This is a genomic window from Psychrobacter sp. AT9, from assembly GCF_047272965.1.
Classification (GTDB): Bacteria; Pseudomonadota; Gammaproteobacteria; order Pseudomonadales; family Moraxellaceae; genus Psychrobacter; species Psychrobacter glaciei.
In genome coordinates this window covers 2904032-2916797 of sequence record NZ_JBKOTW010000001.1, presented here as the reverse complement: position 1 = coordinate 2916797, position 12766 = coordinate 2904032, and the positions used below count along the sequence as shown (strand labels likewise).

General features: G+C 41.6%; 12 protein-coding genes. 5 read left to right on the top strand and 7 right to left on the bottom strand.

The window, feature by feature from the left end:
* The first annotated feature begins 2 nt into the window (after nucleotides 1–2).
* Both ccmD and ccmE read left to right on the top strand, forming a co-directional pair.
* Nucleotides 3–224: a heme exporter protein CcmD gene (gene ccmD / locus ACMFL8_RS12240; RefSeq protein WP_194619460.1), complete on the top strand. Its 222-nt coding sequence runs from the start codon at nucleotides 3–5 to the stop codon at nucleotides 222–224.
* 242 nt (nucleotides 225–466) lie between these two features.
* Entirely contained in the window at nucleotides 467–967 is a 501-nt protein-coding gene (gene ccmE / locus ACMFL8_RS12235; protein WP_189585613.1) for a cytochrome c maturation protein CcmE, read from the top strand.
* A 272-nt stretch (nucleotides 968–1239) separates the two neighbouring features.
* Here ccmE and ACMFL8_RS12230 read toward each other — a convergent pair whose 3' ends face one another.
* The 7 genes from ACMFL8_RS12230 to ACMFL8_RS12200 all read right to left on the bottom strand — a co-directional run bounded on the left by ACMFL8_RS12230 (nucleotide 1240) and on the right by ACMFL8_RS12200 (nucleotide 9899).
* On the bottom strand, nucleotides 1240–2088 hold the full coding sequence (locus ACMFL8_RS12230) for an aldo/keto reductase (protein WP_194619458.1): 849 nt from the start codon (nucleotides 2086–2088) through the stop codon (nucleotides 1240–1242).
* A 357-nt stretch (nucleotides 2089–2445) separates the two neighbouring features.
* Nucleotides 2446–3405, bottom strand: a complete 960-nt coding sequence (locus tag ACMFL8_RS12225) for a MetQ/NlpA family ABC transporter substrate-binding protein (protein WP_413191134.1) — start codon at nucleotides 3403–3405, stop codon at nucleotides 2446–2448.
* 169 nt (nucleotides 3406–3574) lie between these two features.
* Nucleotides 3575–4231, bottom strand: a complete 657-nt coding sequence (locus tag ACMFL8_RS12220) for a methionine ABC transporter permease (RefSeq protein ID WP_373299678.1) — start codon at nucleotides 4229–4231, stop codon at nucleotides 3575–3577.
* A 49-nt stretch (nucleotides 4232–4280) separates the two neighbouring features.
* The gene (locus tag ACMFL8_RS12215) at nucleotides 4281–5051 is read right to left on the bottom strand and encodes a methionine ABC transporter ATP-binding protein (RefSeq protein WP_194619454.1); all 771 of its coding nucleotides are present in this window, start codon (nucleotides 5049–5051) and stop codon (nucleotides 4281–4283) included.
* A gap of 281 nt (nucleotides 5052–5332) precedes the next feature.
* Nucleotides 5333–7540, bottom strand: a complete 2208-nt coding sequence (locus tag ACMFL8_RS12210) for an ATP-binding protein (protein ID WP_413191133.1) — start codon at nucleotides 7538–7540, stop codon at nucleotides 5333–5335.
* Nucleotides 7541–7651: 111 nt separating this feature from the next.
* Nucleotides 7652–8374: a response regulator transcription factor gene (locus tag ACMFL8_RS12205; RefSeq protein WP_010201627.1), complete on the bottom strand. Its 723-nt coding sequence runs from the start codon at nucleotides 8372–8374 to the stop codon at nucleotides 7652–7654.
* A 295-nt stretch (nucleotides 8375–8669) separates the two neighbouring features.
* Nucleotides 8670–9899, bottom strand: a complete 1230-nt coding sequence (locus ACMFL8_RS12200; protein ID WP_413191132.1) for an efflux RND transporter periplasmic adaptor subunit — start codon at nucleotides 9897–9899, stop codon at nucleotides 8670–8672.
* An 815-nt stretch (nucleotides 9900–10714) separates the two neighbouring features.
* On the opposite strand from ACMFL8_RS12200, the gene pilG reads away from it, so the two are divergent.
* The 3 genes from pilG to ACMFL8_RS12185 all read left to right on the top strand — a co-directional run bounded on the left by pilG (nucleotide 10715) and on the right by ACMFL8_RS12185 (nucleotide 12322).
* Entirely contained in the window at nucleotides 10715–11092 is a 378-nt protein-coding gene (gene pilG, locus ACMFL8_RS12195; protein WP_010201623.1) for a twitching motility response regulator PilG, read from the top strand.
* 333 nt (nucleotides 11093–11425) lie between these two features.
* The gene (locus ACMFL8_RS12190; protein WP_010201622.1) at nucleotides 11426–11788 is read left to right on the top strand and encodes a response regulator; all 363 of its coding nucleotides are present in this window, start codon (nucleotides 11426–11428) and stop codon (nucleotides 11786–11788) included.
* A 3-nt stretch (nucleotides 11789–11791) separates the two neighbouring features.
* Nucleotides 11792–12322 (top strand): chemotaxis protein CheW, encoded by a 531-nt coding sequence (locus tag ACMFL8_RS12185; RefSeq protein WP_010201621.1) that lies wholly within the window; start codon nucleotides 11792–11794, stop codon nucleotides 12320–12322.
* Nucleotides 12323–12766 lie beyond the last annotated feature (444 nt).

Here is a 12766-nt window from a genome sequence, read left to right as displayed (position 1 = left end):
TTATGCAGCCTTACTTTTATAGCGTATCTGAGTTTCTCGCCATGGGTAAGCATGGTGTTTTTGTTTGGTCATGCTGGGCCATTACCGTTGGCGTGATGCTGGCTTTTATCATTTATAGTCGCAGGCAGCGACAGGCCCTCATCAAGCAGCTGACCATTCAGCAAGCACGGCAAGCACAGCGTACGGCTAAAGCCCCTAATCCTGAAACCAAGCAACCGATGTAAAAAATATTTTAATATCATCGCTTTAGCTCAAAAAATTATGACCTCTTAATTGTAAATATATGACCTCGTCAGTTGCTAAGGGCTTATTGATTTATACGAAAAATGCTACCATATAGCCATTAGAAGAGTACGATTAGAAAGACATTTTTAGAACGTTTTTCTAATGGTAGTTTCTTTAATATTTTCTGTTTTATAGGCTGTCTATAGCCTACAAAACAGCGACTCATCAATGAGGTAGTGGTATGAACGCAGTTCGTCGCAAAAAACTGATGTGGGTTATGTTTACGTTGGCAGGGGCGGCAATCGCCGTCGTATTGGTGATTTATGCCATTGGACAACAAACCGACTATTATTTCGATGCCACAGCCATTGCGCAAGGTGAAGCACCCCAAGATAAGCGTATTCGAGCGGGCGGCATGGTAGTCGCGGGTAGTGTCCGACGCGCAGAAGACAACCCATTGAATGTTGAATTTGCCATTACTGATTTTCAATCGACCGTACCTGTGACCTATCAAGGTATTTTGCCAGATTTATTCGCTGAAAACTCAGGCGTCGTCGCCACGGGTAAAATGCAAGGCGATACCTTTGTGGCAGGGGAAGTATTGGCTAAGCATGATGAAAAATATATGCCGCCAGAAGTGGCCAAATCAATGAAAGAAAACAACCGTAGCGGTGCAGTGCCTTCTTCTGAGCAATACAATCCTGCTGAAAAGGTACATGAGACGGACACTTTACAGCAGTAATTTTCTAGGGCGTGTCTTCATTTCAAAAATGGTGATAAAAATGAGATAAATTGCCGTCAAACAAGAAAAATAGTGCAGATAATATCGGGATATTAACCAGCTATTTGACGATGTTTGGCAAGATTTAGCAATTTTTAGCCCATTCAGATGACTATCGAGTGAATTGAAGACACGCCCTAGTCAATCCAATAGTAAAAAGAGCCGCTAATAATGTATTAGCGGCTCTTTTTTTACACGAATTTTGGTACTAACAGATCTTTATTATCTAGACCTTAATCATCCCATACAGGGCTGTAATCAGGATGCTCAATTTTACGACCATCGCTACTGGCAAGTTTGCCAATCTTCTCTAACTCATCTGCACTCAACTGCACTTTCATTGCATCCAAGTTACCTTGCAAATGGTCAGGGTTAGACGTCTTCGGAATGGCAACACGGTGCTTGTCTGATAGAATCCAAGCCAATGATATTTGTGCTGGCGTGACGTTATGCTTATCAGCGATTTCTTTAATAATCTCATTATCGAACACATCACCGCGTGCAAGTGGCGAATACGCTTCCAATAAAATATGGTGATTGTTTAAAAAAGTCTGTAAGGTATTTTGCTTAATAAAAGGGTGAAACTCAACTTGGTTGACCACGATTGGTACATCCGCATATTTTTTGGCTTCAATAATGTTAGCAATATTAAAGTTAGAGACCCCGATATGACGCGTCAAACCTTGTTTCTGTAGTTCGCACAACGCAGGAATGGTTTCAGATAAAGGGACACGGTCATCCGGCCAATGCAAGAGCAATAGATCGACATAATCTGTACCCAAATCTTCTAAAGAGCGTTTAGCGGCTGCGACCAATTTCTCAGGCTCGAACTTCATATCATCAGGGAAAATCTTTGTCGTCAAAAAGAATTTATCACGAGCGATACCGGATTGCTTAATACCTTCGCCAACTTCTTTCTCATTACCATAAGCTTGGGCGGTATCGATATGCTCATAGCCCATCTTAAGACCTTGGCTGACGACATCAATACAATCTTGACCGGTTGACTGCCAAGTACCAAGACCTAATACCGGGATATTTGCTTGTCCAGCAGTACGAATATTATAATTTTTTGAACTCATATTATTATCCTTATGTGCAAGTTTTCATATTATTAGTTGATGACTTTATTCAGTTCATTAGCATTCGGTTCATAGGCTCAGATTCCACTTTTAAAGTTGATCATATAAAGAGCCAGAACCGATTCAACTGCACTTACTATAAGGAAAATGAGGACAGTACGATAGAGTAGGTGACGCTTTCCTACAAAGGGCAAACAGGCTGTAACGTCATTTTTAGTAACTGGTAACCACTAGAGACAGGTTTAAAAAAGTAATAATCACAAAATCGAGGCCATAAAAAACGCCCACTACTATTCAGCAATGGGCGTTCGTCATTAGCATAATACCTATATGTTCAGGTATTTTTTGACCTAAAAATTATTGAGCAGCAGCTTCTACTGGTGCAGATTCTGTCGCGGTATCCGTGTTTGCACCGTGATCAGCGCCCCAGATTTTTGGGTACTTATAACCAGGGAAAGTATCATGAGCATACTTTTTAAAGGCTTCAGAATTATAAGCATTGGTTACGTCTTCAACCCATTTCTTACCAGTATCCGCTGATTTAATCGCTGACCAGTTGACGTAAGCAAAGCTAGGCTCTTGGAACAAGGCTTCAGTCAGTTTGATACCAGCGTCAGTAGCATAGTTACCATTGATAACTGCAAAGTCAACTTCATCACGCGCGCGTGGTAGTTGGGCGGCTTCTAGTTCAATGATTTCGATGTCGTATTTGCTGTTGTCAGCGATATCAGCTTTTGACGCAGTCAATGGATCGATGTCGTCTTTTAGCTTAATCCAGCCAAGATCATTCATCATGACCAAAGCACGAGCAAAGTTACTTGGATCGTTTGGCGCAGAAACACTCATGCCTTTAAAAGCAGCATCAAGATTGGCTTTTTTACCTGAATAGATACCAAGTGGCGCTGTTGGTACTTGGAACACTTCAACTAGGTCAAGGTTGTTTTCTTTTTTGAAGGTATCAAGGTAAGGCTTATGCTGGAAAATATTGATATCCAAATCACCTTCAGCCAGTGCAAGGTTCGGGCGCACATAGTCGGTAAAGGCAATCAGCTCAACTTCATAACCTTGTGTTTCAAGCGTGTTTTTCACTTGATTGCGGACCATATCAGCAAAGTCGCCTTCAGTGGTACCGATAATGATTTTGGTATGGTCAGGATCGATATCGCTAGCGGCAGTTTCTGCAGTTGACCCTTCGGTAACTGGCTCTTTGGTCGCTTCTGGTGCTGATGAATTGCTGCAACCGACCAAGACCAAGCTTGATACACCAACAGCGGCAAATGCGGTCGCTAACTGACGGCTGATATCTGTTAATTTCATAATATGTCCTTTAATGAATGGGATTGAGTAAAACGTTTATCGTCTGAAAATTAAAAAAGCAACATTATAAATAGTAATGCTGCTTTTTGGTATAGGCGCTGAGATAAGGGTTGAGTATGGCCAAAAATAAACCTAGTCGCTCGTGATGTCAAGTATTCTCTAAAGCGGTTTAACGTTTATCTAAACGATTGGCGAGCCAATTGCCAGAGGCTTGGATTGAGATAACCATGATCGATAATACAATCACGATAAAAATCATCACTTCAGTTTGATAGCGATAATAGCCATAACGAATGGCCAAATCACCCAAACCGCCACCACCGATCATACCAGCCGCCGCTGAATAAGACAGTAGACTGATACAGAGGATCGTCACTGATAGCACCAGTCCTGAGCGCGCTTCGTTTAGTAAAACTTTTATGATAGTAAAAGGTCGTGCACCCATAGACTCGGTTGCTTCAATAATACCGCGTGGTACTTCACGTAAGTTTTGCTCTACCAAACGGGCAAAGTAGAACGAACCTGCAATCGCGAGTACTAGCGATGCGGCGATGGGTCCAATACCAGTACCGACGATGGCTTTAGTAAATGGGCTCATGGCAATCATCAAAATCACAAACGGGAAAGCGCGCATAAAGTTGGTGATGCCGCCAAGTACCCCGTAGAGGGTTTTGTTTTGCAAAAACTGTCGATCACTGGACAAAAATAAGAATATGCCAAACAGTCCGCCAATGACAATGGCGACTGTTGTAGAAATACCAAGCATAACAAAGGTATCGATAAAGGCGCTTATAATTTCTTTGCGCAGCACCAACAGTTTATCGATTGAAGCAGATAATTCAGTACCAGTTAACATATGTGTTTCTCCTGCCTCATTAGTCTTCGTGCACTAAGCCTTTGCCAATCGGAGTAGTGGCCTGAATAAGACCATCGCGAATATCTGCCACTTCAAGTAATTGTCCTTGGTGTAGTAATGCTGCACGATGACAGAGCCTACGAATGACGCTCATCTCATGAGTTACAATGACAATGGTGACGCCAAGTTGTTCGTTGATATCGCGTAGACAGGTCAGCAGGCTGCGCGTCGTTGCAGGATCAAGTGCACTGGTTGGCTCATCGGCCAACAGTACTTTTGGACTGGGTGCAATCGCGCGGGCAATACCAACACGCTGCTTTTGTCCACCTGACAGCTGCGCAGGGTAGTGACCAGCACGATCAGTTAAGTCAACGATTGCTAGACAATCCATAACCCGTTTATGAATATCACGGCTTGGATAACCAGCAACGGTCAAATTAAATGCCACATTATCAAACACCGTGCGATTGGACATCAGATTAAATTGCTGAAAAATCATACCAATGTTGTGACGAGCGATACGCAAATCGCTAGCAGACAAGGTGGTCAAATCAGTACCATCTATCACTACTTGACCAGAATCTGGACGTTCAAGTAAGTTAATCAAACGCAAAAGGGTGGATTTCCCTGCGCCTGAGTAGCCCATCAAACCAAAAATTTCACCTTGCTGAACAGACAATGAAGTCGGTTCGACAGCGGTAAACCAATGCGGCTTACCGTCTTTATCTTTGATTGATCGGTCGCTTAAAAAACTTTTGGTCACATCGTTTAAGACAATCATGTCACTCATGGAGGGCTCAAAATTTAATAGGTTTATGATGGTTATAGAATAATTAGGCTGCAACTTACTAATGACAGCGTCAAAGTGGATGGTCGCTACCATTAACAATGCAATAAGGGGCGGTAATATAGCATATTATGTAATGTTTTGGATATGCACATCCGCGAACGGCTTATGACTAATGGTTATTAGTTATAAGCTATCTGGAAAATTTAAGTTGTTGTATGAGAAGGAGGTCATGACCAGCAGGGTAAAGGAGGTTCTGCCAGTTGCTAGTGATGATTATCGTGCTAGTGGTTATTGTCGTGATAGTTATAATGTGGATCTTGCTTTACGGGTATAACGACCAAAAATCTGGTGTGACCATTGATAGTATCAGTCACGATACGCCCTTGGTGAGCAGTGACGATTTGTGATACCAAGGATAAGCCCAAACCTGAGCCTTTGTTTTTTTGCTGCAAGCGCACGAATGGACTAAAGACTTCTTCGCGTTTGTCTTCAGGAATACCTTCGCCTTCATCAATGACCGCCAGCACCACGTATTTTGGTAGCGGGCGTATTGGTTCGGCTTTGGCTTTTTTCATATGTTTAGTGAATAAATTTTCTTTACGCACTGTGGTCGGCGTCTCGTTCTCACTTTGGGCATTGCCTTTAATATCATCTTTGCTAACAGTCTCATCGGTCGTTAATTTATTGGTTTTCCGAGATTGGATATTATCATTTAATAGTGCATCGTTGGATTTACTGGTCGCTTGATTATTAATAATTGCTTCGTTATGGCTACTGATTTCTACAGATTTTTTGCTGTCAGGAACGGCTTTCCACATGACTTTTTTGATTTTCTCAGTCAATTCCGTGGTAAAGCTCTGGTAGTTGGCGATTAGGGACGATTCTGAATTAACGTTGACCGCATTGTCACTGATTATAGAATCTCCAGCAGTATTTTCTTCAACATCGGCACAATTGCTAGCGTCAGTTGCTGAGGTGCCAGTTTCTAGCCCAGTCATGTCAGTTATTTTAGTATTGTCAGTGATGACGTCAGTTACATCCACATTTGAACCGTCATCATCAGCATCGTTATTATCAAACACAATGCTCTCACCATTTCGATAAATAGGTGGTGCTGGTAGTGTGATTAGCGCGGCTACTTTTTCTGCTTTGTCTTTGTCAGTATTGGTTGTAGGAGACCCATTAGAAACGTCGTCAAGTTGTGCCGACGTTTGCTGTATTAAGTTACCAGAGGCATGTGATTCATCATAATGGTCAAAATCTGAACTGTTATAATCAGCAAAGCTACTACAAACCACTGTTTGCAGCAAATAATCTGGAATGGTATCGGCTTCATCAACAGTCTGAATGCCATAGATCAAGACGGTAACCGGTGGCTTACCATGTAGCATGGCATTGGTTAAGAGGTTGCGAATGAGATGGGTCAGCATCGGTGCCTGACCATCAATGACGATATGCTCACCTATCAAAGTGGCTTCAGGATAATGCTGACGTTCTTGATTCACTAAGTCATACAAATCCAAATGCTCGACTTGCTGCATGACATGACCAGCATCTAAGCGACTCACCAATAAGATACTTTCAACCAAATCATTAAGCCCCGACAAATCTCGGTTGATCGCTTGCGCACGTTTATCGAATTTTGCTTTGGTATCTGTTGGCATCGCATTTGCCAGCATATCCATCATCTCGATTTGTAGGCGGATACGGGTAATCGGTGTACGCAGCTCGTGAGAGGCGTGTGCCAATAGCAGATTGTTGGCATTAATAAGGTGCTCAATCTTTTGCGCCGCTTGGTTAAAGCCGCGTGCTAACGAAGCAATTTCATCGTTACCACGTGCATTGACTCTTACCGTAAAATCACCATCACCCAATTGGGTCATTTGCTGGCTCATCTGATTGATACGCCACGTCATGGTGCGAGCAATCAACCATAGAACGCCTGCCATAATTAATAGCAGCAATAGGGTGCCAGTAAATAAATTTAAGGCAGCGGAGAGTACAGGTTTTTTTGGCGGCAAGCGTGATTCGTACAGCAATGTATAACCAGTGCTGCTATATACTTGAGCCTGTTTGGTAGGGGAGGTGTCTGAAAGGGATGGAAAAACTTGTGAAAATAAAGAGGGAGTGGGCGGTAGCACTAACGGCAAGTCACTATTGTCAGTCTGCATAAGCAAACGACCTTCGTTGTCGTATAACCCCATCTTTGCTTGTAAGGATTCATCAAAGATATCAAAGCTTTTTTTGACTACAGCCAGCATAAAGCGTGATTGTAAACGGTTGTCCTTACTAATGGAGATATTCAGCTCATGCAAAAAAGGATCAATTTGACCCAAAATCTGCGTGGCCAATACTTCTGAGCGGATACCCGCATCTTTGTCATGCACCAGCTGTGTCAATAGCACCATGGCTACTGCAAATAAGGTAAGTGCCAGCATCACGCTGGCAAATAACTTGGCAAATACGGAGCGAAAACCCAGTTGCTGCATTAAACCATCTCTATTGTCAGATGCTCGTATCAATTCATATCACGCCATTCGTCTGATTTAATCCAAACTATGGTGACAGGCTCGATTAATTGTATATCGAGCCATTTAAGATTAAACCTGATCGGTAGCAAACTGATAACCAACACCGCGTACAGTAATAATACGCTTTGGTTGGCGTGGATTGTCTTCGATCAAGGCACGTAAGCGTGAGATATGAACATCGATAGCACGATCAATATTGTCTGAGCTGTCATCATTTGGCATGGCTTGCCACAATTGCTCACGATTCAGTACCTTACCAGAATGGGTGGCAAAGTAGTGCAGCAATTGAAACTGATGCGTCGTCAAACGCACGGGCAGCTCATCGATCGTTACTTCGTGGCTATCAGGGAACACACTGAGACGGCCAAAGGTCAAACTGTCTGATTGACTGTCTGCTTGATTTGGCTGCTCGTGACGACGAATGACCGCTCGTATCCGTGCCAATAGTTCACGTGGCTCGAATGGTTTAGAGATATAGTCATCAGCGCCCATCTCAAGACCCAATACGCGATCGGTAGTATCGCCTTTTGCCGTTAGCATGATGATCGGCACTTTATTGGTCATATTGTTTTTGTTACCGCGTATCTTTTGGCAAACCTGCATGCCATCCATATCAGGTAGCATCAAATCAAGAACCACCAAGTCAATACCGCGCTCTTTGGTGTCTAGCAACTCTAGACCTTCTTGACCAAGTCCTGCATGATGCACATCATAGTAATTCATGGTCAGATAGTCGCTGATTAGTTCTGCTAAATCTGGATCATCTTCAATTAACAAAATCTGCTTACTCATAGCTTGTCCTCTAGTTGTTGTTATGGTTTGTCAAGAAATCGCTTTTTATTAAAATTCTAGCGCGCCTCGATATCTATACTATCCTAAATCTGCATTATTCTAAATCTAAGTGCTTCTAAATCTAAGTGCTTCTAAATCATAAGACATTGACCGTTAAGATAGGGTTAAAAAAACATGATTAAGCTTTCAGTCAATATAAGACAAAGTAATAATACTATATTGCCTAATTAACACGTGACTAAACAAGACACGCTTTGTTAATGTTTCTACACAATGTAACTGTCTCTACTGCTCTCTAAGAAACCACCACTTTTTTACCTTTAGATTCAATGGTTAAGTCGGCAAGACAAATTAAACTGTCATTGCTAATGCCTGCAATTAAATACTGCTTGGTAATAGGATCGTATTCGACGACCTCAACTGGCTGACGAGTTAGGCGTTGGTCTTGCTTAATAATCCATACATTGGCGCTCAAGGGTCTTAACGGTTTATAGGGTGGGCGCTGCAACTCTGTTAAGTCAACGTCATGTAACGCGCGTTCGGGGACAATCGTACCGACATCGATCTGACCATAATTGACACGCCCCGTCACTTGCATATCAGGCTGTAATTTCTCGCGACTGATTTCATTATTGACGACATTTACATGAACCAAAAGCTGTTTGGGCTGAACTGTTGCCGTCAACCTGCTAACTTGTCCAGTAAACTTATCTGACATGCCTTCAGCGGTAAAATTGACCGTCTGTCCGACAGAAAGCTGAGGCTCAGCTTGAATGGGTACAATGCCGATGAAATGTAATTCAGTTTCATCACTGAGCTGCAAAAGTGGTTGGCGTGCGTCCATTTTTTGTTCAGCTTCGGCATACAGCTTTTCGACACGTCCTGAAAAGCTGGCACGCACCGTCATCAATTTGTAGGATGGTTTGGTACTAGCAGGTAAATTTTTGCTGGCTATTACATTGTTTTTATCAACGCTAGCTTTATCACCGCTAGACTGAGGTGCTTCAGTGTTATTTTCATTAGCCTTTATCGATGTTGGTGTCGGCTTCGTTGTTTGGCTTGGGTTATCAGTCTTGTTCTCTGTTTCACTATTTTGTGTAGAGTGGTCTGATGTTGCAAATTCTGTATTCTCAGCCGTGGAGGTAGGAGCTGACTCTGTGGGTTTACTAGCTGCTTCCTGACGCTGGACGATTAACAGTGGCGTGCCTTTTTCTACCCATTGATTTTCTTCTACCAATACTTGCTGGACAGTGAGCGCTTTTGCTGCGGTGAACTGGGTCTTCTTGATTGGTTCAATACGGCCTTGGAGTCCTATGCTGGGCTGATAGCGTGATGGCTTTATACTTAAAATATGGTCAGGCGTCATGGTAACGCTATCATCATCAATGATAATGGGTGTCTCTACCGTCTCACTATTTTCTGCGGTCACAGGCTCATCAGTAGGGGGCGAGGGCTGACAGGCAGCAAGCAATAATAAAGCACTGCATAAATACGCACTATTTTTTAGACCTATAAAAACTCTCATACCAATTGCCCTCATAAACATTGGTTTATTATATAGTGAATCGGGGCGAGGGCAAATAATAGTGCGATATTTACGCAACGAGACAGAGTTATTGATTTCAAACGCATGACTGGAAGAGGAAGAGTTATAATCAGAGTATTTTTGCTAAACCGATGATTAATTTGAACATAAATTCACTAAATAACTGGAAAACAACGAGTAACTGTGCTAAAACGAACATATTAAAATACAGTGATACATATTTATCACAAATGAAGATGATTCGGTAAGATAGCTGTTGCTTCTACCCAATGTTAAATTCTTACCACGCTTCTTTGATGAGTGTTATGCCCGTTAAATTGTTTGTATTTATAACGATTATGCCTGCTAATTTTGACAGGTTTGAAGTTTACATAAGAAAAATGATTGGTCATATAGGTGGTTTTATACAGTAAGACGCTTTTTAGCCACATGACTTCTTAGCCATATGACCTCCGGTTTAAGTATTTATCTCATTTTTATTATTATTTTCAAAATGGGGACACGCCCTAGTGATGGTCATAGAAATCTGATAATTATCTTCGTAAATTAAACTCAGATTAGAAATTAATTTACGAAGATAATTGACGGTAAAGTGCGTATAGTAACTGAAGGTAACGTCATGCTTGATAGACAATACTGATAAAGAACATGTTAGCTATTATGACAGCGTAAAATGCAAACTTAGTCGTTCATATCAATCCAAAAATAAGCCATTTTATAAATTGGAATAACTGTTAAAATTTTGCACTGACAGATAGCGCTACGAATAAATAGTCATTCATAGGATAATGATAATGGAAAATAATTTTGAGGGTCTGAAGGTCATGGTTATCGATGACTCAAAAACCATTCGCCGTACGGCAGAGACTTTATTGCAAAAAGCTGGCTGCGAAGTCGTAACCGCTATTGACGGTTTTGATGCTTTAGCCAAGATTGTTGACAACAATCCCGATATCATTTTTGTTGATATCATGATGCCACGCTTGGACGGCTATCAGACTTGTGCATTGATCAAAAACAACCCTGATTATGCCAGTAAGCCGGTGATTATGCTGTCATCTAAAGATGGTTTATTTGACAAGGCACGTGGACGTATTGTCGGTTCAGATGAGTATTTGACTAAACCATTTAGCAAAGATGAGCTTTTTGAAGCAATCAATCAGTACCGTTAATAACCAACCATTTTATAAAACTGATAATTAGACAGTAATATTGGTATGCTTCATATGTGCAGCGGTACGGCTAGTGCAAGTGGCTAAGAAGACTGTCATACAAAAAACAACTGTAGCTGTCGTGACTGTTCCATGAATTAAGACTTTAGGTTAATTAAATAGCCGTGTTAGAAATAGCTCAGTGACGATCACAACAGTATTGTTTAGTGTTTACTACTTTATATATATCATCGTGGAAATAGTGCTGCCCTCGAAAGTGTCAGGCATTATTTTTAATAGATTTGTCTCAATAATATATCCCAACGGATATCATCGAAAATAAAGGAAATTTCCATGGCTACTATTTTAGTCATTGACGACTCGCCATCAGAGATGGCGAAATTTCGCGACATGCTTGCAAAAAACAACTATCAGGTGCTTGAAGCAACCAATGGTGAGCAAGGCTGTCAAATGGCAACTGATCATTTACCAGATGTCATCTTGATGGATGTGGTCATGCCTGAAATGAATGGTTTTCAAGCTACTCGTAAGATAACTCGTGGCAAAACAACATCGCATATTCCTATCATTATGATTAGTACCAAAAATCAAGAAACGGATCGTGTTTGGGGTAAGCGCCAAGGCGCTAAAGAATACATAACCAAGCCAGTTGACGAAAATGGTCTGGTTAATATTATTCGCAAAGTAATGGGGTAACTTGTGGCTTCCAAAGGGTTTATTGAGCTTCTGCGTTTCGCAGATTTGGCACGCGCACGTAAAAGTGGCCGTCACGGTGGACAAGAATCCGACTGGCAGGGTGTGGTATTTGAGATTGGTGGTCAGCGCTTGGTGGCACCAATGGGTCAAGTCTCAGAAATACTCACTATGCCAGAATTCACCAGTCTGCCCTTAGTAAAGCCTTGGATGATTGGCATCGCCAACATTCGTGGACGCCTATTACCACTGACGGATTTGTCTGAGTTTTTGCAGGTTCCCAGTCGTTTGGCGCAAATGAGCCAACGCAAAGTTATTGTGATCGATCATGATAATGTGTTTTCAGGATTACTTGTCGATCAAGTACTTGGTATCGAGCAATTTACTCGTGATGAATATCGCCCAGAAGCGCTTGAATATAACTCGCCATTCTCTCCTTATAATCATGGCAAGTTTTTTAAAGATGAACAAGATTGGTATATTTTTATGCCAAGCTTGTTAGTGCAAGATTTGCAGTATGCTGATGCAGCGCTATAACGGTCTTTCATACGGTATTTGCTGCCATGAAATACTCGCCTGCTAGCACGATGAAAAGAAACACCGACTGACATAATACAGTTGTATGTCAGCATTCATACAGGCTTTGCTAATCACTATTGTTTCGTTAACAATATGATTGTCGGAGTCAGTCACGATAAGACTTTGACGATTGTTCGAAAGGGATACGCAAGATGAGTGATGTTATAAAGAACTCTGTAACTGGCAATAGCAAAACAACGCACGCGGTTAAAGACGCTAATAATATTTGGAAATTATTATTGGGGTTTTTTGCTTTATTGACCGTGGGTTGTCTAATTTGGCTAGTCAATTCATTGTCATCAGTAAGTCAATATCTGCCTGATTTTAATCAATCAGTAGTATTGCCAGTGATTATATTTGTAGTAGGTGTTGCCGGTATTCTATTTGCTTTATATAAGTTAC

What these genes read in the sequence shown, in the direction of transcription:
- ccmD (WP_194619460.1), top strand. Translation starts at nt 3, where the DNA reads ATGCAGCCTTACTTTTATAGCGTATCTGAGTTTCTCGCCATGGGTAAG.
- ccmE (WP_189585613.1), top strand. Translation starts at nt 467, where the DNA reads ATGAACGCAGTTCGTCGCAAAAAACTGATGTGGGTTATGTTTACGTTG.
- ACMFL8_RS12230 (WP_194619458.1), bottom strand. Translation starts at nt 2,088, where the DNA reads ATGAGTTCAAAAAATTATAATATTCGTACTGCTGGACAAGCAAATATC.
- ACMFL8_RS12225 (WP_413191134.1), bottom strand. Translation starts at nt 3,405, where the DNA reads ATGAAATTAACAGATATCAGCCGTCAGTTAGCGACCGCATTTGCCGCT.
- ACMFL8_RS12215 (WP_194619454.1), bottom strand. Translation starts at nt 5,051, where the DNA reads ATGAGTGACATGATTGTCTTAAACGATGTGACCAAAAGTTTTTTAAGC.
- ACMFL8_RS12210 (WP_413191133.1), bottom strand. Translation starts at nt 7,540, where the DNA reads ATGCAGCAACTGGGTTTTCGCTCCGTATTTGCCAAGTTATTTGCCAGC.
- ACMFL8_RS12205 (WP_010201627.1), bottom strand. Translation starts at nt 8,374, where the DNA reads ATGAGTAAGCAGATTTTGTTAATTGAAGATGATCCAGATTTAGCAGAA.
- ACMFL8_RS12200 (WP_413191132.1), bottom strand. Translation starts at nt 9,899, where the DNA reads ATGAGAGTTTTTATAGGTCTAAAAAATAGTGCGTATTTATGCAGTGCT.
- pilG (WP_010201623.1), top strand. Translation starts at nt 10,715, where the DNA reads ATGGAAAATAATTTTGAGGGTCTGAAGGTCATGGTTATCGATGACTCA.
- ACMFL8_RS12190 (WP_010201622.1), top strand. Translation starts at nt 11,426, where the DNA reads ATGGCTACTATTTTAGTCATTGACGACTCGCCATCAGAGATGGCGAAA.